Annotated in this window: 19 protein-coding genes and 2 pseudogenes; 11 read left to right on the top strand and 10 right to left on the bottom strand. The window is 70.4% G+C overall.

Annotation, left to right across the window (positions count from 1 at the left end; genetic code table 11):
* Positions 1–20: 20 nt before the first annotated feature.
* Positions 21–1,201: pseudogene (locus tag GTY56_RS38895) on the bottom strand (pectate lyase family protein); the annotation flags it as partial.
* A gap of 210 nt (positions 1,202–1,411) precedes the next feature.
* Here GTY56_RS38895 and GTY56_RS38900 point away from each other — a divergent pair.
* Both GTY56_RS38900 and GTY56_RS38905 read left to right on the top strand, forming a co-directional pair.
* Positions 1,412–2,467, top strand: a complete 1,056-nt coding sequence (locus GTY56_RS38900; RefSeq protein WP_161369963.1) for an LLM class F420-dependent oxidoreductase — start codon at positions 1,412–1,414, stop codon at positions 2,465–2,467.
* Between the two features lie 254 nt (positions 2,468–2,721).
* The gene (locus GTY56_RS38905; protein WP_161369964.1) at positions 2,722–3,510 is read left to right on the top strand and encodes a ferritin-like domain-containing protein; all 789 of its coding nucleotides are present in this window, start codon (positions 2,722–2,724) and stop codon (positions 3,508–3,510) included.
* 10 nt (positions 3,511–3,520) lie between these two features.
* Here GTY56_RS38905 and corA read toward each other — a convergent pair whose 3' ends face one another.
* Positions 3,521–4,516, bottom strand: coding sequence for a magnesium/cobalt transporter CorA (gene corA / locus GTY56_RS38910; RefSeq protein WP_161369965.1), 996 nt, complete (start codon positions 4,514–4,516; stop codon positions 3,521–3,523).
* Between the two features lie 62 nt (positions 4,517–4,578).
* Between corA and GTY56_RS38915 the strand changes: the two genes are divergently transcribed.
* From GTY56_RS38915 to mshC, 4 genes are all read left to right on the top strand, one after another.
* Positions 4,579–5,265, top strand: coding sequence for a histidine phosphatase family protein (locus tag GTY56_RS38915; RefSeq protein WP_161369966.1), 687 nt, complete (start codon positions 4,579–4,581; stop codon positions 5,263–5,265).
* A 78-nt stretch (positions 5,266–5,343) separates the two neighbouring features.
* Entirely contained in the window at positions 5,344–5,931 is a 588-nt protein-coding gene (locus GTY56_RS38920) for an Rv2134c family protein (protein ID WP_033311881.1), read from the top strand.
* The gene (locus GTY56_RS38925) at positions 5,895–6,725 is read left to right on the top strand and encodes an Rv2133c family protein (RefSeq protein ID WP_202511329.1); all 831 of its coding nucleotides are present in this window, start codon (positions 5,895–5,897) and stop codon (positions 6,723–6,725) included. Before GTY56_RS38920 ends, GTY56_RS38925 begins: the two co-directional genes overlap by 37 nt.
* Positions 6,726–6,819: 94 nt before the next feature.
* Positions 6,820–8,049, top strand: a complete 1,230-nt coding sequence (mshC, locus tag GTY56_RS38930) for a cysteine--1-D-myo-inosityl 2-amino-2-deoxy-alpha-D-glucopyranoside ligase (protein WP_161369968.1) — start codon at positions 6,820–6,822, stop codon at positions 8,047–8,049.
* Between the two features lie 73 nt (positions 8,050–8,122).
* Here mshC and GTY56_RS38935 read toward each other — a convergent pair whose 3' ends face one another.
* The 6 genes from GTY56_RS38935 to GTY56_RS38960 form a co-directional block, all read right to left on the bottom strand.
* Complete coding sequence (locus GTY56_RS38935; RefSeq protein WP_161369969.1) at positions 8,123–9,106, bottom strand: PAC2 family protein; 984 nt, start codon at positions 9,104–9,106, stop codon at positions 8,123–8,125.
* Positions 9,107–9,264: 158 nt separating this feature from the next.
* The gene (locus tag GTY56_RS38940) at positions 9,265–9,936 is read right to left on the bottom strand and encodes a FadR/GntR family transcriptional regulator (RefSeq protein ID WP_161369970.1); all 672 of its coding nucleotides are present in this window, start codon (positions 9,934–9,936) and stop codon (positions 9,265–9,267) included.
* Between the two features lie 126 nt (positions 9,937–10,062).
* A complete protein-coding gene (locus GTY56_RS38945; protein WP_161369971.1) occupies positions 10,063–11,679 on the bottom strand; it encodes a glycerol-3-phosphate dehydrogenase/oxidase in 1,617 nt (538 codons plus the stop codon).
* A gap of 8 nt (positions 11,680–11,687) precedes the next feature.
* Positions 11,688–13,226 carry a glycerol kinase GlpK gene (glpK, locus tag GTY56_RS38950; RefSeq protein ID WP_107458186.1) on the bottom strand — a complete coding sequence of 513 codons (1,539 nt, stop codon included), beginning with the start codon at positions 13,224–13,226 and terminating at the stop codon, positions 11,688–11,690.
* Positions 13,227–13,308: 82 nt separating this feature from the next.
* On the bottom strand, positions 13,309–14,103 hold the full coding sequence (locus GTY56_RS38955; protein ID WP_107458187.1) for an MIP/aquaporin family protein: 795 nt from the start codon (positions 14,101–14,103) through the stop codon (positions 13,309–13,311).
* A gap of 262 nt (positions 14,104–14,365) precedes the next feature.
* Complete coding sequence (locus GTY56_RS38960) at positions 14,366–15,139, bottom strand: IclR family transcriptional regulator (RefSeq protein WP_062925910.1); 774 nt, start codon at positions 15,137–15,139, stop codon at positions 14,366–14,368.
* 301 nt (positions 15,140–15,440) lie between these two features.
* Between GTY56_RS38960 and metH the strand changes: the two genes are divergently transcribed.
* The 4 genes from metH to GTY56_RS38980 all read left to right on the top strand — a co-directional run bounded on the left by metH (position 15,441) and on the right by GTY56_RS38980 (position 23,489).
* On the top strand, positions 15,441–18,956 hold the full coding sequence (gene metH, locus GTY56_RS38965; RefSeq protein ID WP_161369972.1) for a methionine synthase: 3,516 nt from the start codon (positions 15,441–15,443) through the stop codon (positions 18,954–18,956).
* 126 nt (positions 18,957–19,082) lie between these two features.
* Complete coding sequence (locus GTY56_RS38970; RefSeq protein WP_161369973.1) at positions 19,083–19,784, top strand: HAD family hydrolase; 702 nt, start codon at positions 19,083–19,085, stop codon at positions 19,782–19,784.
* A 409-nt stretch (positions 19,785–20,193) separates the two neighbouring features.
* A complete protein-coding gene (locus tag GTY56_RS38975; RefSeq protein WP_161369974.1) occupies positions 20,194–21,798 on the top strand; it encodes an ABC transporter substrate-binding protein in 1,605 nt (534 codons plus the stop codon).
* A 107-nt stretch (positions 21,799–21,905) separates the two neighbouring features.
* Positions 21,906–23,489 (top strand): ABC transporter substrate-binding protein, encoded by a 1,584-nt coding sequence (locus GTY56_RS38980; RefSeq protein WP_161369975.1) that lies wholly within the window; start codon positions 21,906–21,908, stop codon positions 23,487–23,489.
* Positions 23,490–23,562: 73 nt separating this feature from the next.
* Here the strand turns inward: GTY56_RS38980 and GTY56_RS38985 are convergent, their stop codons facing one another.
* Positions 23,563–24,234, bottom strand: a complete 672-nt coding sequence (locus GTY56_RS38985; protein ID WP_033311894.1) for a response regulator — start codon at positions 24,232–24,234, stop codon at positions 23,563–23,565.
* 54 nt (positions 24,235–24,288) lie between these two features.
* A complete protein-coding gene (locus tag GTY56_RS38990; RefSeq protein ID WP_237525235.1) occupies positions 24,289–25,293 on the bottom strand; it encodes a RecB family exonuclease in 1,005 nt (334 codons plus the stop codon).
* Between the two features lie 188 nt (positions 25,294–25,481).
* Between GTY56_RS38990 and GTY56_RS41025 the strand changes: the two are divergent.
* Positions 25,482–25,753: pseudogene (locus GTY56_RS41025) on the top strand (site-2 protease family protein); the annotation flags it as partial.

The raw sequence follows: 25,753 nt of genomic DNA on the forward strand, positions 1-25,753 counted from the left end.
GCCTGTGGACGACGGATTTCCGGGTGGGGCCGGTCCGTCGGATCTCCGGGTGCGGCCGGTCCGTTGCCCCGGGCCGGCCGCGGCTCGTCGTCCTCGCTCAGCACCTGCCGTCCGACACCTGAAGCCCCTTGTTCGCGCCCGCCGTCCGGCTCACGACGGCGGGCACGCAGCCTGCCGCGTCGAGAGCGTGTGAGTAGGGGATGGAAACCGTGGTGTTCGATTTCGGGTCGGGGCCGGCCGGGCGGTTCTCGCTGCCCGGGGCGGACCAGGTGACGTTGTCGAAGATGTTGCCGCCGACCTGCCAGTAGCCGGCCTGGTCGGTGTAGAAGGTGCCCAGGACGTCCTTGGAGTCCTCGAAGTAGTTGTTGTCCACCTTGGCGCGGGCCCCGGCCCGGGAGTTGATGCCGGACTCGTTGAGCCGCACGTAGTGGTTGTTGTAGAGGTGCGCGATGCCGCCGCGCAGCAGCGGGGCCCGGGAGTCGATGTTCTCGTACCGGTTGTGGTGGTACGTGATGTAGCCGTTCGACCGGTCGCTCTCGCTGTTGCCGACCAGGCCGCCGCGGCCGGAGTTGCGCAGAACGCTGTAGGACAGGGTGACGTACTGGGTGTCGTCCTTGAGGTCGAACAGGCCGTCGAAGCCCTCCGACTCGCCACCCGACGCCTCCAGGGTGGTGTGATCGATCCAGACGTTGCGGACGTTGCGCTCGATGCCGATGGCGTCCCCGCCGTTGGAGGTGGGGGAGCCCGACTTCCTGACGTTCCGTACGGTCACGTTCTGGACGATGATGTTCTTCGACTCGCGGATGTGGATGCCGAGCTGGTCGAAGAGGGCGCCGCCGCCGACACCCACGAGGGTCACGTTGCTGACCTTCTTGAGCTCGATCACGCCGTCGGCGGTGTCGCAGCCGGCGCCGGAGACCTTCTTGGTGTTGGCGTGGTTGATGGTTCCCGTGACCTCGATGGTGATCGGGGTGCTGGTGCTCGCCCGGCCGCAGAGGGCCTGGTGGATGGCCGTTCCCGTCGTCGCCCGGACCGTCTGGCCTCCGGCGCCGCCGGTGGTCCCGCCGTTCTGGGTCGCGTAGCCGGTGGCGCTGCCGGTCGCCGCCGCGGCCTCGGGCATCGACACGAGTGTGCCGGTCGCGGCGGCGAGGGCCATCGTGGCCAGGGTCGCGTGGAGTCTCAGGGGAAGTGCTCGCTTCATCGGTGCCTCTCCGTTCGACTGCGGAAGGTGGATGACGGAAAGCGCTTTCCCGCGAAAGGTAGGGACTGGTCGCGGACGCGTCAACGGTCGCGTCCATGATTCCTGTTCACAGATCTAAACGACATGGCGGCGGTGGCCGTGTACCGCGCCCCCGGCCCCGCGCTAAGGTCTCCGCACAAGGCACGTTACTGATCAGTAAGGGGATGCGGCATGCAGCTCGGTATCAACCTCGGCTACTGGGGTGCCGGAATGGACGCGGACAACCTGGCCGTCGCCCAGGAGGCCGACCGCCTCGGGTACGCCGTCTGCTGGGCCGCCGAGGCCTACGGCTCCGACGCGGCCACCGTACTGAGCTGGGTCGCCGCCCAGACCGAGCGCATCGACGTCGGCTCCGCCATCTTCCAGATCCCGGCCCGCCAGCCCGCGATGACCGCCATGACCGCCGCCACCCTCGACTCCCTCTCCGGCGGCCGCTTCCGCCTGGGCCTCGGCGTCTCCGGCCCGCAGGTCTCCGAGGGCTGGTACGGCGTCAAGTTCGACAAGCCGCTCGCCCGCACCCGCGAGTACGTCGAGATCGTCCGCAAGGCCATGACCCGCGAGCGCCTGTCCTACGAGGGTCAGCACTGGACGCTGCCCCTGCCGGGCGGCCCGGGCAAGCCGATCAAGTTGACCGTGCACCCGCAGCGCGAGCACATCCCGCTGTACATCGCCGCGATCGGCCCGAAGAACCTGGAGCAGACCGGCGAGATCGCCGACGGCGCCCTGCTGATCTTCCCCTCCGCCGAGCACCTGGAGGACACCACGATCACGCACCTGCGCGCCGGGCGCGAGAAGGCCGGCAAGACCCTCGACGGGTTCGACGTCTGCCCGACCCTGCCGCTCGCCGTCGGCGACGACAAGGACGTGGCCACGCTCGCCGACACCTTCCGCCCCTACACCGCGCTGTACGTCGGTGGCATGGGCAGCCCCAAGCAGAACTTCTACAACCAGCTCGCCCGGCGCATGGGCTACGAGCAGGAGGCCGCCGAGATCCAGAGCAAGTACCTCTCCGGCGACAAGCAGGGCGCCGCGGCCGCCGTGCCGCACGACCTGATCGACAAGACGACCCTGCTCGGTTCCGTGGAGCGGATCGCGGACCGGATGAAGGCCTACGCCGCGGCCGGGGTCACCACCCTGTCCCTCGCGCCGGCGGGCTTCACGCTCGACGAGCGGCTCGCGTCCCTGCGGGCCGGCACGGAAGCCCTGGAGCGGGCCGGACTCGCCTAGGAAGTTTCTGCGGCCGTGGTGGGGGCTCGGGGGTCTTCCCCGCCACGGCCGTCACGCAGAACAACGCGCCGGGCCGCCTGCGGTTACGGCAGACCGCCGCTCACCCGGTCCGGCGCGCCGCCCCCGTCGTCCTCCATTCGGCGGAGTTGTCCCTCACACCTGTTGCAGCACCCTCCGCCCCGCACTTGACTCGTTCTTCGCGAGAACCTGCGGAACACCGCAGAACGCCCACGCGCGCGGGAGAGGTGCCCACGATGCTTTCGGCCAAGAGCCTGTTCCAGGAGATCCTCGACAACGACGAGTCCTTCGCCCTGTTCTGCTCCGTCGCCGCGAGCGGCGAGACCCAGGGCGGCTGGGAGAACGCCCGGATCGCCGAGCTCGTGCCCGAGGCCGAGCGTGAACTCGCCCCCAAGATCAGCCGGCACGGCGCCGACGAGGACAAGCACGGCCGGATCTTCAACGCCCTGATGAAGAAGCGCGGCGTCGACCCCGTCCCGGTCCCGCCGGAGACCGACTACACCATGCTCCTGGAGAAGAACGGCATCGGCCTGGCCCACGCCCGGCTGAACCGCGACGAGCGGCTCACGGTCCAGGACATCGTCACCTACCTCTCGCACAGCAGAGTCACCGAGCAGCGCGCCTCCGAGCAGATGGACCTGCTCCGCAAGCACTTCGCCGACCACCCCGACATCGGCCGCGCGGTCAAGCAGATCTCGGGCGACGAGGACAACCACCTCGCCTACTGCCACGAGGAACTGCTGCGCTTCGCCTACGCGGGCCACGGCCGCGCCATCCAGCGCACCCTGCGCGAGTGCGCACTCGCCGAGATCCGGATCTACCGGGACGTCAGCCTCGCCGTGATGGCGCACATGGGCCGCATCCTCGGCTGGTCCAAGGCCAAGTCGGCGGTGCTCGCGGCGGGCATCCACGCGGTGTACGCCTACGAACGCATGGGCGGCTGGCGCCGGATGGTGTCGCTGACCACGCCCGAGCGCCGCAACGCCCTCGGCGGCCCCGCCTCCCCGGAACCCGAGTTCGCCTGAGCCGGCCCGGCTACAGCCACCCGCGACGCTTGAACAGCCGGAAGACCATTACCTCCAGGACGGCCATCACCACGAGCAGTGCCGGATAGGACCAGGCCCAGCGCAGCTCGGGCATGTGGTCGAAGTTCATGCCGTAGACCCCCGCCAGCATGGTGGGGATCGCGGCCATGGCCGCCCATGCGGAGATCTTGCGCATGTCGTCGTTCTGCCGGACGCTCATCTGCGCCAGATGCGCCGAGAGGATGTCCGACACCAGCCGGTCCAGGTTCTCCACCGACTCGTTCACGCGCGTGAGGTGGTCGTTGACGTCGCGGAAGAACGGCCGGGCCCGGTCGTCCACGAACGGCACGGCCACTCCCGTCGACGCCGTGCCCGCCAGCCGGCTCATCGGCGGGGCCAGCGGCCCGGTCGCCCGCCGGAACTCCAGGACCTGCCGCTTGAGGTCGTAGATCCGGGACGCCGTGTTCCGGGACCCCCCGCCGTCCGGCGAGAACACCTCCGCCTCCAGCCCCTCCAAATCGGTCTGCAACTCGGTCGCCACGTCCAGATAGTGATCGACGGTGGCGTCGGCGACCGCGTACAGCACGGACGTGGGGCCTTTGCCGAGCAGCTCAGGCTCCTGTTCCAGGCGCCGGCGCACGGCCTTGAGCGGGGAGCCCTCGCCGTGCCGGACGGTCACGACGAACGAGTCGCCCAGGAAGATCATGATCTCGCCGGAGGAGACGGTGTCGCTCTGCGGCTCGTACGCCACCGGCTTGAGCACCACGAAGAGCGAGTCGTCGTACACCTCCAGCTTGGGCCGCTGGTGGGCCTTGAGGGCGTCCTCGACGGCCAGCGGGTGCAGCCCGAACTCCCGGGTCACATGGTCGAACTCGTCCTCCGTCGGCTCGTGCAGCCCGATCCACACGAACCCGCCCGCCGTGCGGGCCTCACCCAGGGCGTCGGAGAGGTCCTCGGGCCCTTCCGTCCGCTGTCCTTCGCGGTAGATGGCACAGTCGACGATCACGAACCGAGTCTCCCGTCACTCGAAACGACACCGCACGCGCGCGTGCGCCTACGCTGGAGCGCATGCCCACGCTGATCCTGGTCAGGCACGGACGCTCCACCGCCAACACCGAGGGACTGCTCGCCGGCTGGACGCCCGGCGTCTCCCTCGACGAGCGCGGCGCCGCACAGGCCGCCGCGCTCCCCGGGCGGCTGGCCGGACTGCCCCTCGCCGAAATCGTCACCAGCCCGCTCCAGCGCTGCCAGGAGACGATCCGGCCACTGCTCGACGCCCGGCCGGAACTGAGCCCGCACACCGACGAGCGCATCGGCGAGTGCCACTACGGCGACTGGTCCGGACGCAAGCTCGCCGAGCTCAAGGACGAGCCCCTGATGGAGGTCGTGCAGGCGCACCCCTCCGCGGCGGCCTTCCCCGGCGGGGAGTCCATGCGGTCCATGCAGACGCGTGCCGCCGAGGCCGTCCGCGAGTGGAACGCGCGCGTGGAGCGCGACCACGGCGCCGACGCCGTGTACCTCATGTGTTCGCACGGCGACATCATCAAGTCGCTCGTCGCGGACGCCCTCGGGCTTCACCTGGACCTCTTCCAGCGGATTTCCGTCGAACCGTGTTCCATCACCGCGATCCGTTACACACGACTGCGGCCGTTTCTCGTCCGGCTCGGCGACACCGGCGACTTCACCTCCCTCGTGCCGCGCGAGGCACCGCCGGGCGGCGAGGCCGAAGTCGGGGGTGGTGCGGGCGCACCGTGATCGTTCGCCGCAGTAGGGTGAAGCGGTCGCAGCAGTGCCGTGGTCACACGGTTCCCACGATTCCAATGGAGACAGGACGTGTCCCGTCAGGTGTTCCTCTACGACCATCCGGAGCGTTTCGTGGCCGGTACGGTCGGACTGCCCGGGCGCCGTTCGTTCTTCCTCCAGGCCTCCGCAGGCTCCCGGGTGACCAGCGTGGCCCTGGAGAAGACCCAGGTCGCCGCCCTCGCCGAGCGCATGGACGAACTGCTCGACGAGGTCGTACGCCGTAGCGGCGGCAGCGCCCACGTCCCCGCCGTCGCGCCCTCGGACACCGACACCGCCCCGCTGGACACCCCCATCGAGGAGGAGTTCCGGGTCGGCACCATGGCCCTCGCCTGGGACGGCGACGAGCAGCTCATGATCGTCGAGGCGCAGGCGCTCGTGGAGCTCGACGCGGAATCCGAGGAGGACCTCGCCGAGGCGGAGGAGCGGCTGCTCCAGGACGAGGAGAACGGGCCCCCGATGCTGCGGGTCCGGCTCACCGGCGCGCAGGCCAGGGCCTTCGCCAAGCGCGCTCTCGACGTCGTCAACGCCGGGCGGCCGCCGTGCCCGCTGTGCAGCCTCCCGCTCGACCCGGAAGGACACGTATGTCCGCGCCAGAACGGATACCGCCGCGGAGCGTGACACCTCCGGTGAACGCCGCCGAGCTGCTCGCCCGGGGCGAACTGACCGTGCGCGGACGCATCCGTGAGGCCTCCAACGCGGCCCTGTACTGCACGGTGTCCTACGACGGGCAGGACGCGGCCTGCATCTACAAACCGGTCGCGGGCGAGCGGCCGCTGTGGGACTTCCCCGACGGGACGCTGGCCCAGCGCGAGGTCGCCGCGTACGAGGTCTCGGAGGCGACCGGCTGGGGCCTCGTGCCGCCCACCGTGCTGCGCGACGGGCCCCACGGCGAGGGCATGTGCCAGCTGTGGGTCGAGGTGACGCCCGAGGCGGAACTGCTCGCCCTGGTCGACGGCGAGGAGCCCGGGCCGGGCTGGAAGGCGGTCGGCTTCGCCGAGGTCGGCGAGGGACGCACCGCGCTGCTCGTGCACGCCGACGACGAACGGCTGCGGCGGCTCGCGGTCCTCGACGCGGTGATCAACAACGCCGACCGCAAGGGCGGACACCTGCTGCCCACCGGTGAGGGACGGTTGTACGGCATCGACCACGGGGTCACGTTCAACGCCGAGAACAAGCTGCGGACCCTGTTGTGGGGGTGGGCGGGGGAGCCGCTCACGCAGGAGGCCGCCGGCGTCCTCGAAGGCCTCAGGAAGGGCCTGGCCGAGGGCGGGCCGCTCGCCGCGCGGCTCGCACCGCTGATCACCGGCGCCGAGATCGACGCCACCCGGGCCCGCGTCGGCGCCCTGCTCGCCTCGGGAACCCACCCGGAGCCGGGCGGGGAATGGCCGGCGATTCCCTGGCCACCCGTGTAGCAGCACAGCCGCCGGATCACCGCAAGAGCGCCTTCTCGGCCGAGTGGACCGCTCCCATTCGTATATGGAACTTCAGTCCGGTTAGGCTCAAGGCATGCATGCCTGGCCCGCTTCCGAGGTCCCCGCCCTGCCTGGTCAGGGCCGCGACCTGAGGATCCACGACACCGCGACCGGCGGCCTCGTCACCCTCGACCCCGGTCCCGTCGCCCGTATCTACGTCTGTGGCATCACCCCGTACGACGCCACGCACCTGGGACACGCGGCGACCTACAACGCGTTCGACCTCGTGCAGCGCGTGTGGCTCGACACCAAGCGCCAGGTTCACTACGTCCAGAACGTCACCGACGTCGACGATCCCCTCCTGGAGCGGGCACAGCGCGACGGCATCGACTGGGCCGCCCTCGCCGAGAAGGAGACGGCCCTCTTCCGCGAGGACATGACGGCCCTGCGGATGCTGCCGCCGCGGCAGTACATAGGCGCCGTCGAGGCCATACCCGGGATCGTCCCGCTCGTCGAGCGGCTCCGGGACGCCGGTGCCGCCTACGAACTGGACGGCGACGTCTACTTCTCCGTCGAGTCCGACCCGCACTTCGGCAAGGTCTCGGGCCTGGACGCGGCGGCGATGCGGCTGCTGTCCGCCGAGCGCGGCGGCGACCCGGACCGCCCGGGCAAGAAGAACCCCCTCGACCCGATGCTGTGGATGGCGGCCCGCGAGGGCGAGCCCAGCTGGGACGGCGGCTCGCTCGGGCGCGGACGGCCCGGCTGGCACATCGAGTGCGTGGCCATCGCTCTCGACCACCTCGGGATGGGCTTCGACATCCAGGGCGGCGGCTCCGACCTGGCGTTCCCGCACCACGAGATGGGCGCCTCGCACGCCCAGGCCCTCACCGGCGAGTTCCCCATGGCCAAGGCGTACGTGCACGCCGGCATGGTCGCCCTGGACGGCGAGAAGATGTCCAAGTCCAAGGGCAACCTCGTCTTCGTCTCCAGGCTCCGGCACGACGGCGTCGACCCGGCCGCCATCCGGCTCACGCTGCTCGCCCACCACTACCGAGCCGACTGGGAGTACACCGACCAGGTCCTCCAGGACGCCGTCGCACGGCTCGGCCGCTGGCGGGCCGCCGTGTCCCGGCCCGACGGGCCGCCGGCGGAGGCGCTCGTCGACGAGATCCGCGAGGCCCTCGCCGACGACCTGAACGCCCCTGCCGCACTCGCCGCGGTCGACCGCTGGGTCGCGCTCCAGGAGCGCAGCGGCGGCACGGACACCGGCGCACCCGGAGTGGTCTCCCGGGCGGTGGACGCGCTGCTGGGTGTGGCGCTCTAGCCCGGGAAACGGACGGAGGGGCGTCTCCCGGCCCGGGAGACGCCCCTCTGGCGTTCGTGCTACGCCCTCAGCCTCAGTCCTCCGACGACTCGTCGTCGTCCGTGCCCGGCTTGGGCGGCTTCGGGGGGCGGGTGCGGCCGCTGGGGTTGTCCCGCAGGTACGAGGTGCTGTCGCTGCCGTCCGCCGTGGCGTGACCGCCGGCTCCGGGCGGTCCGCCGCCGTCGTGGCGCCGCAGATAGCGCTCGAACTCCCGGGCGATGGCGTCGCCGGACGCCTCCGGCAGCTCGGCGGTGTCCCGCGCCTCCTCCAGCGACTGGACGTACTCGGCGACCTCACTGTCCTCGGCGGCCAGCTGGTCCACGCCGACCTGCCAGGCGCGCGCGTCCTCGGGCAGCTCGCCCAGCGGGATGCGCACGTCGATCAGGTCCTCGAGACGGTTCAGCAGGGCCAGTGTGGCCTTGGGGTTCGGCGGCTGCGACACGTAGTGCGGCACCGCCGCCCACAGCGAGACGGCCGGGACACCCGCGTGCGTGCACGCCTCCTGGAGGACGCCGACGATGCCCGTGGGGCCCTCGTACTTGGTCTCCTCCAGGTCCATGCGGCGGGCCAGGTCCGGGTCGGACGTCGTGCCGCTGATCGGAACCGGACGGGTGTGCGGGGTGTCGCCGAGCAGGGCGCCCAGGACGACCACCAGTTCCACGCCCAGTTCGTGTGCGAAGCCCAGCAGTTCGTTGCAGAACGAACGCCACCGCATGGACGGTTCGATGCCCCGGACGAGGACCAGATCGCGCGGCTTCTCGCCACCGACCCGGACCACCGACAACCTTGTCGTCGGCCAGGTGATCTTGCGGACGCCCGCTTCCATGAACACCGTGGGGCGGTTGACCTGGAAGTCGTAGTAGTCCTCGGCGTCCAGCGCCGCGAAGACCTCGCCCTTCCATTCCCGGTCCAGATGCGCGACCGCGGTGGAGGCGGCGTCGCCGGCATCGTTCCAGCCCTCGAACGCGGCCACCATGACCGGGTCGACCAGCTCGGGAACCCCCTCGAGCTCGATCACCCAGCGCCTCCTTCCGACGTGCCCTCGCTTGACCACCCAACCTTACGGCGTGCCGCGGGGGCGCCCGCAGCCCCCTCGCAGGGGGAGTGCCCCCATCACTGCCCCGCGATCCGCCCCCGGACACCCCCGGTTCGTCCGGGCGGTCCGTGAGGCCCTGGTCACAGCGTGGAGCGCAGCCACTGCTCCACGCTCGCGACGTGGACGGTCGCCCACGAGCGCGCCGCCTCGGCGTCCCGGTCACGCAGGGCGGCGAGGATCGCCCGGTGCTCGCGCAGGGTGCGGGCGACGGCGTCCTCCTGGGTGAGGCCGCGCCAGATGCGGGCCCGGGTCGTGGGGCCTGACAGGCCGTCGAGCAGCGAGCACAGCACGGAGTTGCCCGAGCTCTGCACGATGCCCCGGTGGAACTCCAGGTCGCAGGCGACGAGATCCTCCACGGACGGGGTGTCGCCGAGCTTGTCCAGCTGGGCGCCGAGCGCGTCCAGCTGCTGCTCGCTGATCCGCAGCGCCGCCATGGCGGTCGCCGCCGGTTCCAGGATGCGGCGTACGGCCAGGAACTCCAGGACCGTGTCGTCGCGGTGGAAGTCGACGACGAAGCTCATCGCCTCCAGCAGGAGTTGCGGGTCGAGGCTGGTGACGTACGTGCCGTCGCCCTGCCGCACGTCGAGGATCCGGATCAGCGACAGGGCGCGCACCGCCTCCCGCAGGGAGTTGCGCGACAAGCCCAGGTCGGCGGCGAGTTCGCTCTCCTTGGGCAACCGGTCGCCCGGGCGCAGCGCGCCGGAGACGATCATCCCCTTGATCTTCTCGATCGCCTCGTCGGTGACTGCCATGGCGGCCTCCCTGTGCGTTTAAGACCTCCGACGTATCAGGTCATTATGCGGCCACGGGAACGCGGCAGGGGCGGCTCCGTCGGCGTGGAGCCGCCCCTGCCGGGATGGGGTCCCCCGTACTCGTGCCTACTTCTTGTCGAGCACGTCCTGCACCTTGGCGCGGACGTCGTCCGTGGCGAGGCCGCGGATCGTCAGCGTCGTGCGGCGGCGCAGCACGTCGTCCTGCGTCTCGGCCCACTCGTGGTCCCGGGCCCAGACGACCTGCGCCCAGATCTCCGGGGCGTCGGGGTGGACGCGTTCGGCGAGCTCGGGGCTCTCGTTGGCCAGGCGGGCGATGTCGAAGGCCAGCGAGCCGTAGTGCGTCGCCAGGTGCTTGGCGGTGTCGGCCGCCATGCGCGGGCCCGGTGCCGGCCGGTCGGTGAGCAGCCGGTGGGCGACCGCCCGCGGGTTGGCGATGCCGGGCAGCGGCAGCTTCTTCGGCAGCGCGCTGATCGGTTCGAAGTCGTCGCCCAGCGGGTGGCCCGGCAGCGCCTCCAGCTTCTTCATGATCGTCCGGCCGATATGGCGGAAGGTGGTCCACTTGCCGCCCGCCACGGACAGCATGCCGCCCCGGCCCTCCGTCACGACCGTCTCGCGCTTGGCCTTGGCGGTGTCGCCGGGGCCGCCCGGCAGCACCCGCAGGCCGGCGAAGGAGTACGTGATGAGGTCGCGGCTCAGCTGCTGGTCGCGGACCGAGAAGGCGGCCTCGTCGAGGATCTGGGATATGTCCTGCTCGGTGACCGAGACGTCCGCCGGGTCGCCCTCGAACACCTCGTCGGTGGTGCCGAGCAGCAGCATGTCCTCCCAGGGGAGGGCGAAGGTGATGCGGTACTTGTCGATCGGGGTGGCGAGCGCGGCCTTCCAGGGGGAGGTGCGCTTGAGGACCAGGTGCGCGCCCTTCGACAGGCGGATGGACGGCGCCGCGTTCGGGTTCTCCATCCTGCGCAGGTGGTCGACCCACGGGCCGGTCGCGTTCAGCACGAGCCGGGCGCTGACACCGAACTCGTCACCGGACAGGCGGTCCTTCAGCTCGGCGCCGGTGACCCGGCCCTGCGTGAAGCGCAGGCCCGTCACCTCGGCGTGGTTCAGGACCACAGCGCCCGCCTCGACGGCCCCGCGGACCGTCATCAGCGCCATGCGGGCGTCGTTCATCTGGTCGTCGCCGTAGACGGCCACGGCCTTGAGGTTCTCGGTGCGCAGCTCGGGCACGTCCTGCGCCGCCTTGGCGGGGGACAGGAGGTGGCCGACGCCGTCACCGAACGCGGAGAGCGCGGAGTAGGCGAAGACGCCCGCGCCGAGCTTCGCCGCGCCGTGCGGCCCGCCCTTGTACACGGGGAGGTAGAACGTGAGCGGGTTCGCCAGGTGGGGAGCCACCTGACGGGAGACCGCACGGCGCTCGAAGTGGTTCTCCGCCACCAGCTTCACCGCGCCGGTCTGGAGGTAGCGCAGGCCGCCGTGGAGCAGCTTGGAGGAGGCGGAGGACGTGGCGCCGGCGAAGTCGCCGGCATCCACCAGAGCCACCCTGAGGCCGGACTGCGCGGCGTGCCAGGCGGTGGAGATGCCCAGGATGCCGCCGCCGATCACGAGAAGGTCGTACGACGCCTTGGAGAGCTGCTCCCTGGTCTCGGCTCGGCTCGGGTTCGAGCCGGAGGCCGGGTGCGTCCCCAGGGCAGGCACGGTCTGCAGGGTGGACTTGGTGGTCATGCTGTTTCTTACTCCTCGTCCTCGAGCCAGCCCATGGTCCGCTCGACGGCCTTGAGCCAGTTCTTGTACTCACGGGCGCGGGTCTCCGCGTCCATGCGGGGGGTCCACTCGGCGGCCCGCCGCCAGTTGGCGCGCAGGTCGTCGGTGCTGTTCCAGAAGCCGACGGCGAGACCGGCGGCGTAGGCGGCGCCGAGGCAGGTGGTCTCGGCGACCATCGGGCGCACCACGGGGGCGTCCACGAAGTCGGCGAGGGTCTGCATCAGCAGGTTGTTGGAGGTCATGCCGCCGTCGACCTTCAGGGCGGCCAGCTCCACGCCGGAGTCCTTCGTCATGGCGTCGGCGATCTCCCGCGTCTGCCAGGCGGTGGCCTCCAGGACGGCGCGCGCGAGGTGCGCCTTGGTGACGTACCGGGTCAGGCCGGCGATCACACCGCGGGCGTCGGAGCGCCAGTACGGGGCGAACAGGCCGGAGAAGGCCGGCACGAAGTACGCGCCGCCGTTGTCCTCGACGGACAGGGCGAGGGTCTCGATCTCCGCGGCGGTGGAGATCAGGCCCATCTGGTCGCGCATCCACTGCACCAGCGAGCCGGTGACGGCGATCGAGCCCTCCAGGGCGTAGACCGTCTTCTGGTCGCCGATCTTGTAGCCGACCGTGGTGAGCAGGCCGCTGTAGGAGTTGATGATCTTGTCACCGGTGTTCATCACCATGAAGGTGCCGGTGCCGTAGGTCGACTTCGTCTCGCCCTCGGCGAAACAGGTCTGGCCGAACAGCGCTGCCTGCTGGTCGCCGAGCGCCGAGGCGACGGGGATGCCGCCGAGCAGGTCGCCCAGCTTGCCGCCGGTGATCTCGCCGTAGACCTCGGCGGAGGAGCGGATCTCGGGCAGGATCTGCTGCGGGACGCCGATGGACTCGCAGATCTTCTCGTCCCACTGCATGGTGTGCAGGTTCATGAGCATCGTGCGCGAGGCGTTGGTGACGTCGGTGACGTGCTTGCCGCCGTCGGTACCACCGGTCAGGTTCCAGATGACCCAGGTGTCCATGGTGCCGAAGAGGATGTCGCCCGCCTCGGCGCGCTCCTTCAGGCCGTCGACGTTGTCGAGCAGCCAGCGGGCCTTGGGGCCGGCGAAGTAGGAGGCGAGCGGCAGGCCCGTCTCGCGGCGGAAGCGGTCCTGGCCGACGTTGCGGCCGAGCTCGCGGCAGAGGGCGTCGGTGCGGGTGTCCTGCCACACGATGGCGTTGTGGACGGGCTCACCGGTGTTCTTGTCCCACAGCACGGTCGTCTCGCGCTGGTTGGTGATGCCGATGGCCTTGATGTCGTCGCGGGTGATGCCGGCCTTGGCGATGGCCCCGGCGACGACCTCCTGGACGTTCGTCCAGATCTCGGTGGCGTTGTGCTCGACCCAGCCCGGCTTCGGGAAGATCTGCTCGTGTTCCTTCTGGTCGACGGAGACGATGCGGCCGTCCCGGTCGAACACGATGCAGCGGCTGGAGGTGGTGCCCTGGTCGATGGCGGCGATGAAGGGGCCGGCGGTGTGCGCGTCGGTCACTGTGTGCTCCTGGTAATTCCGGGTTTATGGGGCTTTACGTACGGCGCGTGCTGGAAGTTTCCCGCAGGGCGGGGAATCGCTCCTAGGCGAATGCGACGTTGTAGATGCCTGCCGCGATGGCGCCGCCGATCAGCGGACCCACCACGGGGACCCAGGCGTAGCCCCAGTCGGAGCCGCCCTTGTTGGGCAGCGGCAGCAGGGCGTGCACGATGCGCGGTCCGAGGTCACGGGCCGGGTTGATCGCGTACCCCGTCGGGCCGCCGAGGGAGAGGCCGATGGAGACCACGACGAGCGCGGTGACCAGGGCGCCCAGGGTGCCCAGGCCGTTGCCCTTGTCGTTCAGGCCCTGGGTGAGCACGGCGAGCACCAGCACGACCGTGCCGATGATCTCCGTCGCGACGTTCTGCCAGGCGACCCGGACCTCGGGGCCGGTGGAGAAGACGCCCAGCACGGGGCCCGCGCCCTTCTCCTGGGCCTCGACGGCCTTGGCCGCGGTGTCCTGCGCACCCGGGCCGCCGACTATCTCGCGGTCGGTGAGGTGGGCGTGGAACTGACCGTAGTAAGCGATCCAGACCAGGGCCGCGCCGATCATGGCGCCGAGGACCTGTCCGGCCCAGTAGACCGGGACGTTCTTCCAGTCGCCGTCCTTGATGGCGATGGCCAGCGTCACGGCCGGGTTCAGATGGGCACCGGACAGCGGTGCCGAGGTGTAGACGGCCGTGAGCACCGCGAAGCCCCACCCGAAGGTGATGGCGAGCCAGCCGGCGTTGCGTGCCTTGGAGGCCTTCAGCGTGACGGCGGCACAGACGCCGCCGCCGAGGAGGATGAGTATGGCGGTACCGATGGTCTCGCCGATGAAGATGTCGGAGCTGGACACCCGCGACTCCTTTGTCCTACGTCCAGGGAAGTTCGATACCGGCCTGGCGTTGTCACACTCTAGCGCGTATTGCCGGTAGCTGTTCGACAATGTCGACCGATGGACGGGAGTCTTGCTTCGGCGTTACGAGCACGTCAAGGGCTGTGGACTCGAAAATCTGATCGTTACTGATCGCCGCGGCCCCCGTGATCTTCTCCGCAGGTGAGCGCGGACATGCCGAGGACCGGGACGCCGTGCGACGGCCCGGTCCGCTCGTGTGCCCTCAGAACCGCCCGGCGCCCAGGTCCCGCGAGACCGCGCGGGCGCAGTCCCGTACGGCCGCGATGAGCTCGGGACGCAGCGCCCGCTCGTCGTCGGACCGGCACAGCCGCTCCACGGCGCCGGTGATGCCGACCGCCCCGACGGGCATGCGCCGCCGGTCGTGGATGGGTGCGGCCAGGGAGGCGACGCCCTCCCAGGTCTCCTCCACATCGGCCGCGTACCCGCGCGCGCGGGTCACGTCCAGGAGGTGCTCGAAGTCCTCCGGCTCGCACACCGTCCGGTCGGTGAACGCCTTGCGGTCGGCCTCCAGGGCCTCGCTGTGCGCCACCGGGTCGTAGGCGGACAGCACCTTGCCCAGGGCTGTGGAGTGCAGTGGCTGCATGGCCCCGATCTCCAGGACCTGCCGGCTGTCGTCGGGCCGGAAGACGTGGTGCACGATCAGTACGCCCTGCTGGTGCAGGACGCCGAGATAGACGCTCTCGCCGCTGGAGCGGGCCAGGTCGTCCGCCCAGACCAGGGCGCGGGCCCGCAGTTCGTGCACGTCGAGATAGGTGGTGCCCAGACGCAGCAGTTCGGCGCCCAGCTGGTAGCGCCCGGAGGCGTCGTCCTGCTCCACGAAGCCCTCCTGCTGGAGGGTGCGCAGGATGCCGTGGGCGGTGCCCTTGGCCAGGCCCAGCGACGAGGCGATGTCCGACAGGCCGAGCCGCCGCTCGCCGCCCGCGAGCAGCCGCAGCATCGCGGCCGCCCGTTCGAGCGACTGGATGTTCCGTGCCATCGCCGTACTGCCTCCGTCCCCTTCGACCGCCGACAAGCGGCACCACAGCCCTCGTTCGGCAATGTCGAACACTACCGGTCGATGCCGACCTCTCGCTAATGGCAGGTCGCCATTTTTCAGCCACCGGTGGCTGATCCGTCGCCCGCGGGGCGCTCGGCACCACCGGAGTCCGCCCCGTGGACGTGCTGCCCATCCAAGCCCACTCCCGGTTACGCTGGCGCGGTGCGCCCATCCCGGATGCCCTTCGGCTGTCCGGGAAGCCGCAAAGCCGACAGCCGTCGCATCCGAGGGAGCCCTTTTCATGGCCTCGTTGCCGCCGACCCCTTCCGCAGACAGCCGGACCCGTGCGTCCGCGCTCCGAGAAGCCCTGGCCACCCGCGTGGTCGTGGCCGACGGAGCCATGGGCACCATGCTCCAGGCGCAGGACCCCACCCTTGAGGACTTCGAGAATCTCGAGGGCTGCAACGAGATCCTCAACCTGACACGCCCGGACATCGTCCGTTCGGTGCACGCCGCCTACTTCGACGTCGGCGTGGACTGCGTGGAGACCAACACCTTCGGCGCCAACCTCACCGCCCTCGGCGAGTACGACATCCCCGAGCGCGTCACCGAGCTGTCCGAGGCAGGCGCCCGGATCGCCCGCGAGGTGGCCGACGAGTTCACCCGCAGCACCGGGCAGCAGCGCTGGGTGCTCGGCTCGATGGGACCCGGCACCAAGCTGCCCACCCTCGGCCACACCACCTTCGGCGCCATCCGGGACGCCTACCAGCAGAACGCCGAGGGCCTGCTCGCCGGCGGCGCCGACGCGCTGCTCGTGGAGACCACGCAGGACCTGCTCCAGACGAAGGCCTCCGTCATCGCCGCCCGCCGGGCCATGGAGGCCACCGGCCACTCCGTACCGCTGATCGTCTCCGTGACCGTGGAGACGACCGGCACCATGCTGCTCGGCTCCGAGATCGGCGCGGCCCTGACCGCGCTGGAGCCCCTCGGCATCGACATGATCGGCCTGAACTGCGCCACGGGCCCGGCCGAGATGAGCGAGCACCTGCGCTTCCTGTCCCGGCACTCCCGCATCCCGCTGTCGTGCATGCCCAACGCGGGCCTGCCCGTGCTGACCAAGGACGGCGCCCACTACCCGCTGACCGCGCCCGAGCTGGCCGAGGCCCAGGGCACCTTCGTCCGCGACTACGGCCTCTCCCTCGTCGGCGGCTGCTGCGGCACCACCCCCGAGCACCTGCGGCAGCTGGTCGAGCGCGTCCGGGACACCGCCCCCACCGAGCGCGCCCCGCAGCCCGAGCCCGGCGCGGCCTCCCTGTACCAGTCCGTGCCGTTCCGGCAGGACACCTCCTACCTGGCCATCGGCGAGCGCACCAACGCCAACGGCTCGAAGAAGTTCCGCGAGGCCATGCTGGAGGGCCGCTGGGACGACTGCGTGGAGATGGCCCGCGACCAGATCCGTGAGGGCGCGCACATGCTCGACCTGTGCGTGGACTACGTCGGCCGCGACGGCGTCGCCGACATGGAGGAGCTGGCCGGCCGCTTCGCCACCGCCTCCACCCTGCCCATCGTGCTGGACTCCACCGAGGTCGACGTCATCCGCGCCGGGCTGGAGAAGCTCGGCGGCCGTGCGGTGATCAACTCCGTGAACTACGAGGACGGCGACGGCCCCGAGTCCCGCTTCGCCAAGGTCACGGCCCTCGCCCAGGAGCACGGCGCCGCCCTCATCGCGCTCACCATCGACGAAGAGGGCCAGGCCCGCACCGCCGAGAAGAAGGTCGAGATCGCCGAACGGCTCATCGACGACCTGACCGGCAACTGGGGCATCCACGAGGAGGACATCCTCGTCGACTGCCTGACCTTCACCATCTGTACCGGCCAGGAGGAGTCCCGCAAGGACGGCATCGCCACCATCGAGGGCATCCGCGAGCTCAAGCGGCGCCACCCGAAGGTGCAGACCACGCTCGGCCTGTCCAACATCTCCTTCGGCCTCAACCCGGCCGCCCGCATCCTGCTCAACTCCGTGTTCCTCGACGAGTGCGTCAAGGCGGGCCTGGACTCGGCGATCGTGCACGCCTCCAAGATCCTGCCGATCGCCCGCTTCAGCGAGGAGGAGGTCCGGACGGCCCTCGACCTCATCCACGACCGCCGCGCCGAGGGCTACGACCCGCTGCAGAAGCTCATGCAGCTCTTCGAGGGCGCCACCGCCAAGTCCCTCAAGGCCGGCAAGGCCGAGGAACTGGCCGCCCTGCCGCTGGACGAGCGCCTCAAGCGCCGCATCATCGACGGCGAGAAGAACGGCCTCGAAGAGGACCTCGACGAGGCCCTCCAGGAGCGGCCCGCCCTCGACATCGTCAACGAGACCCTGCTGGACGGCATGAAGGTCGTCGGCGAGCTGTTCGGCTCCGGCCAGATGCAGCTGCCGTTCGTCCTGCAGTCCGCCGAGGTCATGAAGACGGCCGTCGCCCACCTCGAACCCCACATGGAGAAGACCGACGAGGCCGGCAAGGGCACCATCGTGCTGGCCACCGTTCGCGGCGACGTGCACGACATCGGCAAGAACCTCGTCGACATCATCCTGTCCAACAACGGCTACAACGTCGTCAACCTCGGCATCAAGCAGCCGGTCTCCGCGATCCTGGAAGCCGCCGAGGAGCACAAGGCCGACGTCATCGGCATGTCCGGTCTCCTGGTGAAGTCCACCGTGATCATGAAGGAGAACCTGGAGGAGCTCAACCAGCGCGGCCTGGCCTCCGGCTACCCGGTCATCCTCGGCGGCGCCGCCCTCACCCGCGCCTACGTCGAGCAGGACCTGCACGAGATCTACGAGGGCGAGGTCCGCTACGCCCGCGACGCCTTCGAGGGCCTGCGCCTGATGGACGCGCTCATCGGCGTCAAGCGGGGCGTGCCGGGCGCGAAGCTGCCCGAGCTCAAGCAGCGCCGGGTCCGGGCGACGGCCCCGGCCGCGGCGGAGGAGCGCCCCGAGGAGGGGCACGTCCGCTCCGACGTCGCCACCGACAACCCCGTGCCCACCCCGCCCTTCCGCGGCACCCGCGTGATCAAGGGCATCCAGCTCAAGGAGTACGCGAGCTGGCTCGACGAGGGCGCCCTGTTCAAGGGCCAGTGGGGCCTGAAGCAGGCCCGCACCGGCGAGGGCCCGTCCTACGAGGAGCTCGTCGAGAGCGAGGGCCGGCCCCGGCTGCGCGGCCTGCTGGACCGGCTCCAGACGGAGAACATGCTGGAGGCCGCCGTGGTCTACGGCTACTTCCCGTGCGTCTCCAAGGACGACGACCTGATCATCCTCGACGAGCAGGGCAACGAGCGCACCCGCTTCACCTTCCCGCGCCAGCGCCGGGGCCGCCGCCTGTGCCTGGCCGACTTCTTCCGCCCGGAGGAGTCCGGCGAGACCGACGTCGTCGGCCTCCAGGTCGTCACCGTCGGCTCGCGCATCGGCGAGGAGACCGCGCGGCTCTTCGAGGCCAACGCCTACCGCGACTACCTCGAACTGCACGGGCTGTCCGTGCAGCTGGCCGAGGCGCTCGCCGAGTACTGGCACGCGCGCGTGCGCTCCGAACTCGGCTTCGCCGGCGAGGACCCCGACGAGATGCAGGGCATGTTCGAGCTGAAGTACCGGGGCGCCCGCTTCTCCCTCGGCTACGGCGCCTGCCCCGACCTGGAGGACCGGGCCAAGATCGCCGCCCTGCTCGAACCGGAGCGCATCGGCGTCGAGCTGTCCGAGGAGTTCCAGCTGCACCCGGAGCAGTCCACGGACGCCATCGTGATCCACCACCCGGAGGCCAAGTACTTCAACGCCCGCTGAGCCGCCTACGCGGGCACACGGGCCAAAAGAAGCGTTTCGTCCGCGCACGACGTAGACTGGTCGGTCCACCGCAGGCCGGTTCCCCTCGTGGGAACCGGCCTGAACGTCCCTCAAGGAGGTACGTGGATGACCAGTACGGTCCCCGCGCTCGGAACACTCACGGCCGACGGCTCCGCCCTGCAAGCGGTGCTCCTCGACATGGACGGCACCCTGGTGGACACCGAGGGCTTCTGGTGGGACGTCGAGGTCGAGGTCTTCGCCTCTCTCGGCCACACCCTCGACGAGTCCTGGCGGCATGTCGTGGTCGGCGGCCCCATGACCCGCAGCGCGGGCTTCCTCATCGAGGCCACCGGCGCCGACATCCCCCTCGACGAGCTCACCGTCCTCCTGAACAACGGCTTCGAGTCCCGCATCGACAGCGCCCTGCCGCTGATGCCGGGCGCCGGACGGCTGCTCGCCGAGCTGTACGAGTACGAGATCCCCACCGCCCTCGTCTCCGCCTCCCACCGGCGCATCATCGACCGGGTCCTCAGCTCGCTCGGCGCCCACCACTTCAGCCTGACGGTGGCCGGTGACGAGGTGCCGCGCACCAAGCCCCACCCCGACCCGTACCTCGCCGCCGCCGCGGGACTCGGCGCGGACCCGGCCCGCTGCGCCGTCATCGAGGACACCGCCACCGGGGTCGCCGCCGCCGAGGCCGCGGGCTGCCAGGTCGTGGCCGTGCCGTCCGTGGCCCCCATCGCCCCGGCCCTGCGCCGCACGGTCGTCACCTCCCTCGAAGAGGTCGACCTGACATTTCTGCACGGGCTGATGACGGAAATGCGCTAGGCGTTCACCCAGCGTGCAGTGGCGTTAGAGCGGGAATTCCGAAGGCGAATTCGAGTCCCTCCCCGCGATCGAATTCCCGTGCCCTCGAACCTGTTTACGCGTGTGACGTTCCCCACGCGAACCGGGGTCGACAGTCGATCCGGCGTGTGCTGTGCGCCCCTCCCAGGGGGCCGTCGACGTGCCCTTGTGTCCCGATTGGTGGGACGCTGCACCAAAGCTTCCGCTGTCGGGTTTTCGGTGTGTCCGCGCCCGGTTCCGCAGCGTGATGGGTGCTCAACTCCGGTGGCTGCGAACCCTCCTGCCGGTCCGGACTAATCTCGATGCGAGAACATCGCCCCACCTTCGTGATCCGCTGCGCCACCCCTGCATGCCGGGTACACGGAGTCGACAGCTCTGGAGAAACTCGAGCATGAACCGCAAGACTTTGGTGCTGCCGGCCGTGATCGGCCTGCTCGCGCCGGTGCTCGCCGCCTGCGGCGGGTCCGACAGCGGGAGCGGCGACAGCGGCGCGATCGTCGTCGGCACCACGGACCGGTTCACCGCCTCGAAGGACGCCCCCGCGCCCCTCGACCCGGCGTACGCCTACGACGTCGGCACCTGGAACATCCTGCGCCAGACCGTGCAGACGTTGATGATCCAGCCGCGCGGCGAGGGCGAGCCGGTACCCGAGGCCGCCGAGCGCTGCGGCTTCACCGACAACGGCAACGAGCGCTACGCCTGCACCCTGCGCGACGGCCTGAAGTTCGCAGACGGCAACGCTGTCACCGCGGCCGACGTGAAGTACTCCATCGACCGCGCCCGCTCCCTCAAGGCCGACAGCGGCGTGTTCGCGCTGCTGTCCACCGTCGACACCGTCGAGACGCAGGGCGACCGCGAGGTCATCTTCCACCTCAAGACCGCCGACGCGACGTTCCCGTACAAGCTGTCGACGCCCGTCGCCGGCATCGTCGACCCCGAGGACTACCCCAAGAACAAGCTGCGCGACGGCTTCGAACTGGAGGGCTCCGGCCCGTACACCCTCAAGGCCGATGTCGAGGACGGCGAGCTGGTCAAGGCCGAGTTCACCAAGAACCCCGAGTACAAGGGGGCCCTCGAAGTGAACAACGACAAGGTCGACATGGTCTCGTACAAGGACGCCGACGCCATGGGCAAGGCCCTGGACGAGGGCGACATCGACCTGATGACCCGCACCATGTCGCCCGACCAGATCCGCCAACTCTCGGGGGATGCGGACACCGACGTCGACCTCGTCGAGATGCCCGGCCTGGAGATCCGCTACCTGGGCTTCAACACCGACGCCCCGACGGTGAAGTCCAAGGCCGTACGCCAGGCGATGGCCCAGGTCGTCAACCGCAGCGCGCTGGTCTCCAAGGTCTACGGCTCCCAGGCCGAACCCCTGTACTCGCTGGTACCGGCCAGCGTCACCGGCCACTCCAACTCGTTCTTCAACAAGTACGGCGAGCCGAACGTCACCAAGGCCCGCTCCCTGCTCAACCAGGCGAACATCACCACCCCGGTGAAGCTCACGCTGCACTACACGACCGACCACTACGGCCCGGCCACCAAGAAGGAGTTCGAGGTCCTGCGCGACCAGCTGAACTCCAGCGGCCTGTTCGACGTGGGCATCAAGGGCACCCCGTGGGACACCTTCCGCCCGGCCGAGAAGAAGGGCGAGTACGACGTCTACGGCATGGGCTGGTTCCCGGACTTCCCGGACGCCGACAACTTCCTCGCGCCGTTCCTCGACGCCGACAACACGCTCGGCTCGCCGTACGCCAACAGCCGGATCCGCAACACCCTGATCCCGGAGTCCCGCCGTGAGGCGGACCGGCTGTCCGCCTCCTCCAGCCTGACGGACATTCAGGACATCGTCGCCGGTGACGTACCGGTGCTGCCGCTGTGGCAGGGCAAGCAGTACGTCGCCGCGCGCGACGACATCACGGGTACCGCCTACGCGCTCAACTCCGCCTCGACGCTCCAGCTCTGGGAGCTCGGGCGGGGCGTGAGCGGCTGACGCACCCGCTGGATCCCCGGGGCCCCTGACCGCGGCCCCGGGGAGCCGTGCCCCGGAGCCAGGGAGACGCTCCGGGAGTTCTCGAGAACCGACGACAAGGCACACACGTGAACATACGCAACCAGTGGCCGGTCCTGCCCATCGTGGCGGGCCTCGCCTCCGGACTGCTGACCGGCTGTGGAACGGAGAGCGGAGACTCCGCGGGGGACGGCTCCAACGTCGTGGTGGGGATGTCCGACGACGTCCTGGCCACCGACCCGGCCTCCGGCTACGACCCCGGCTCCTGGCTGTTGTTCAACAACGTCTTCCAGTCCCTGCTCAGCTTCCCCAAGGGCGCGACCGAGCCGCAGCCCGAGGCCGCCGAGAGCTGCGCGTTCACCGACACGCAGACCTCGGTCTACAAGTGCACGCTGAAGGACGGGCTCAAGTTCAGCAACGGTGACGAACTCACCTCCGAGGACGTCAAGTTCTCCTTCGACCGCATGCTGAAGATCAACGACCCCGACGGGCCCGCGATCATGTTCCCCATGCTCGACAAGGTCGAGACGCCGGACGCGAAGACGGTCGTCTTCCGCCTCAACACGGCCGACGCCACCTTCCCGAGCAAGATCGCCTCCGGTGCCGGCTCCATCGTCGACCACACCCAGTACGACGCCGACGGCCTCCGCAAGGACGGCGAGGCGGTCGGCTCCGGCCCCTACCGGCTCGACTCGATCGACGACGGGCAGGCGGTCTTCTCCGTCAACGAGCACTACAAGGGCACCGCCAAGGTGAACAACACCGGCGTGACGCTCAAGTTCTTCGACGGCGACCAGACCGCCCTGAAGCAGGCCATCCAGAACGGGGACGTCGACATCGCCTACCGCGGTCTCACCGCGGGCGACATCGCCGACACCGAGAAGGCCGACGACGGCACCGGCGTCGAGGTCGTCGAGGGCAGCAGCGCCGAGGTCCAGCACCTGGTGTTCAACATGGACGACCCGGTCGCCGGAAAGCTCGGCGTCCGCAAGGCCATCGCCCACCTGCTCGACCGCGAAGCCCTCATCAAGAACGTCTACCAGGGCACCGCGACCCCGCTGTACTCGATCATCCCGGCCGGCATCGCGGGCCACAACACGGCCTTCTTCGACACCTACGGCGCTCGCCCCTCCCGGTCCAAGGCCCGGACCGCACTGCGCGAGGACGGCATCACCGGCAAGGTGAAGCTGACCCTCTGGTCCACCCCCTCCCGCTACGGTCCCGCCACCGACCAGGAGCTGAAGGCCATCGCCGGCCAGCTCAACGCCAGCGGCCTGTTCGACGCGAGCGTCAAGTCCGTCCCGTTCGGCCAGTACGAGAAGGACATCGCCGCCGGCAAGTACGGCGTGTACGTGAAGGGCTGGGTGCCCGACTACCCGGACGCCGACAACTTCACGGCCCCCTTCTTCGGCAAGGGCAACGTACTGAACAACAACTACGACAACGGCACGATCACCGGCTCGCTCATCCCGCGCACCGCCGCCCTGACCGACCGGGCCTCCACCGACAAGGAGTTCGGCGAGCTGCAGGACATCGTCGCCGACGAACTCCCCGTCCTGCCGGTCTGGCAGGCCAAGCAGTACGCAGTCGTCCGCGACGGCGTCTACGGCCTGGAGTACTGCCTCGACGCGTCGACGGTCTTCCGCTTCTGGGAGCTCAGCAAGGACGCCTGACACCCAGGTGCACGAGAAGGGCGCCACCCCGTTTCGGCGGGGGGCGCCCTTCTCGCGTACGTGCTCCCTGCCGCTACTGCCCGCCGGGGCGCACCAGCCCGCTCTCGTACGCGTACACCGCGGCCTGTACCCGGTCACGCAGACCCAGCTTCGTCAGGACATGGCCGACGTGCGTCTTCACCGTGGTCTCACTGACGAAGAGATCGGCGGCGATCTCCGCGTTGGACAGCCCGCGCGCCACCAGCTTCAGCACCTCCACCTCGCGGTCGGTGAGCGTGTGCAGCGTGTCAGGCACCGGCTCGTCCCCCGACGGCAGATGCGTGGCGTACTTGTCGAGCAGCCGGCGGGTGATGCTCGGCGCGAGCATCGCCTCGCCCCCCGCGACGACCCGGATGGCCTGCACCAGCTCGTTGGCCGGCGCGTCCTTGAGCAGGAACCCGCTGGCCCCGGCGCGCAGCGCCTCCACCACGTACTCGTCGAGGTCGAAGGTGGTCAGCACCAGGACCTTCGCCGGGCCGTCCCGCCCGGGCCCGGTGATCTGCCGGGTCGCCTCCACACCGTCCATCCGCGGCATGCGGATGTCCATCAGAACCACATCGGGCTGTAGCGCACGCACCTGGTCGAGTGCCTGCAGTCCGTCACCGGCCTCCCCGACGACCGCGATGTCCTGCTCCGCTTCCAGAATCATCCGGAAGCCGGTGCGCAGCAGCGGCTGGTCGTCGACCAGTAGGACGCGGATGGCCACGTGAGTCTCCTTCGCTAGTCCGGCCCCATTCTGCCCTGCACGGGCCCGCCGGACTCAGCCGCCCTCACCCGGCGCCGCCTGCACCGGCAGGGGATACGGCGGGGGAGTCCCGCCGAACTCCGGGCAGTGGGCCTGGTGGTCGCACCAGCCGCACAGCTTCGTGGGGCGCGGCCGCCAGTCGCCCGTCTCGGTCGCCAGCCGGATCGCCTCCCACAGGGCCAGCAGCTTGCGCTCGACCCGCTCCAGATCGGCCAGGACCGGGTCGTACGTCAGCACCTGACCACTGCCGAGATAGACCAGCTGGAGCCGCCGGGGGACCACGTTCTTCAGCCGCCACACCACCAGGGCGTAGAACTTCATCTGGAACAGGGCGCCCTCGGAGTACTCCGGCCTGGGCGCCTTCCCCGTCTTGTAGTCGACGATCCGGACCTCGCCCGTGGGGGCCACGTCGACCCGGTCGATGATGCCGCGCAGCCGCAGCCCGGACTCCAGCTCCGCCTCGACGAACAGCTCCCGCTCGGCCGGCTCCAGACGACTGGGGTCCTCCAGGGTGAACCAGCGCTCGACGAGCTGCTCCGCCTCGCCCAGCCAGCGAGCCAGCCGCTCGCCCTGAGGATCGTCGGCGAACAGCTCCACGACCTCCGGCCGCGTCTCGCGCAGCCGGTCCCACTGGCCCGGGATCAGCGACTTCGCCCGGGGCGGCGTGCGCTCGGCGGCGGGCGCGTCGAAGAGCCGCTCCAGGACCGCGTGCACCAGCGTGCCCCTGGTCGCCGCCTCGCTCGGCTTCTCCGGCAGCCGGTCGATGACCCGGAAGCGGTAGAGCAGCGGGCACTGCATGAAGTCACTGGCACGTGAGGGGGACAGCGAGGCGGGCGGTATGGCGGCGGAACCGGTCACGAGGTCGCTCACGGCGGCGGTCTCGGCCGCCGCCTCCGCCACCGTACGTGCCTCTGCCGCCGTGTCCACTGCCGTCTCCGCGGGCCCCGCCGGGAGCGGCGGATCCGCCGCCGCGGCAGGGCTGCTCCCGGACGCCGCCGCGTCCTCGCTGCTCGTCTCCATGCCCCAGACCATACGGCCCGCCACTGACAGTGACCCAGCCGCGTTCGTGGGGGAAGCCGGGAGACGAGGTCGACGTACGGGAAACACAGGGGTGCCGGGGCGGAACGCACCTCGACGGCCGCATACCATCGACTCGAGACCCTCCCGTTCCGGCACGGTGCGGGAGACGCTTCGACGAGGGGACACCGGTGGACGAGAGCGGCGGGCGCGGGCAGCCGCGGTCCGGCAACGACGAGTCGGCCGAGCTCCACGAGGGGCTTCCGCCCCGGGCCACCGACCCGGTCCCCGCCGACGAACAGCCCACGGACGAGCACGGTCCCGCTGCCGAGCAGCCCACCCGGACACCCGAACCGGCCGACCCGGCAGCGCCCGCCGCCACCCCCGCGCCCGCCCCGGGGAACGACTCGCCCCCATCCCGGCCCTCCGCCGCCGGCGCTGCACCCGACCCGCGGACTCCGGG

This window comes from Streptomyces sp. SID5643 (assembly GCF_009872555.1).
Taxonomy (GTDB): Bacteria; Actinomycetota; Actinomycetes; order Streptomycetales; family Streptomycetaceae; genus Streptomyces; species Streptomyces iakyrus.

Bases quoted from the DNA above. Each gene is read 5' to 3' on its own strand.
- mshC (WP_161369968.1), top strand. From the start codon at position 6,820: ATGCATGCCTGGCCCGCTTCCGAGGTCCCCGCCCTGCCTGGTCAGGGC.
- GTY56_RS38900 (WP_161369963.1), top strand. From the start codon at position 1,412: ATGCAGCTCGGTATCAACCTCGGCTACTGGGGTGCCGGAATGGACGCG.
- GTY56_RS38905 (WP_161369964.1), top strand. From the start codon at position 2,722: ATGCTTTCGGCCAAGAGCCTGTTCCAGGAGATCCTCGACAACGACGAG.
- GTY56_RS38915 (WP_161369966.1), top strand. From the start codon at position 4,579: ATGCCCACGCTGATCCTGGTCAGGCACGGACGCTCCACCGCCAACACC.
- GTY56_RS38990 (WP_237525235.1), bottom strand. From the start codon at position 25,293: ATGGAGACGAGCAGCGAGGACGCGGCGGCGTCCGGGAGCAGCCCTGCC.
- GTY56_RS38960 (WP_062925910.1), bottom strand. From the start codon at position 15,139: ATGGCACGGAACATCCAGTCGCTCGAACGGGCGGCCGCGATGCTGCGG.
- GTY56_RS38975 (WP_161369974.1), top strand. From the start codon at position 20,194: ATGAACCGCAAGACTTTGGTGCTGCCGGCCGTGATCGGCCTGCTCGCG.
- metH (WP_161369972.1), top strand. From the start codon at position 15,441: ATGGCCTCGTTGCCGCCGACCCCTTCCGCAGACAGCCGGACCCGTGCG.
- GTY56_RS38925 (WP_202511329.1), top strand. From the start codon at position 5,895: ATGTCCGCGCCAGAACGGATACCGCCGCGGAGCGTGACACCTCCGGTG.
- GTY56_RS38940 (WP_161369970.1), bottom strand. From the start codon at position 9,936: ATGGCAGTCACCGACGAGGCGATCGAGAAGATCAAGGGGATGATCGTC.
- GTY56_RS38945 (WP_161369971.1), bottom strand. From the start codon at position 11,679: ATGACCACCAAGTCCACCCTGCAGACCGTGCCTGCCCTGGGGACGCAC.
- GTY56_RS38970 (WP_161369973.1), top strand. From the start codon at position 19,083: ATGACCAGTACGGTCCCCGCGCTCGGAACACTCACGGCCGACGGCTCC.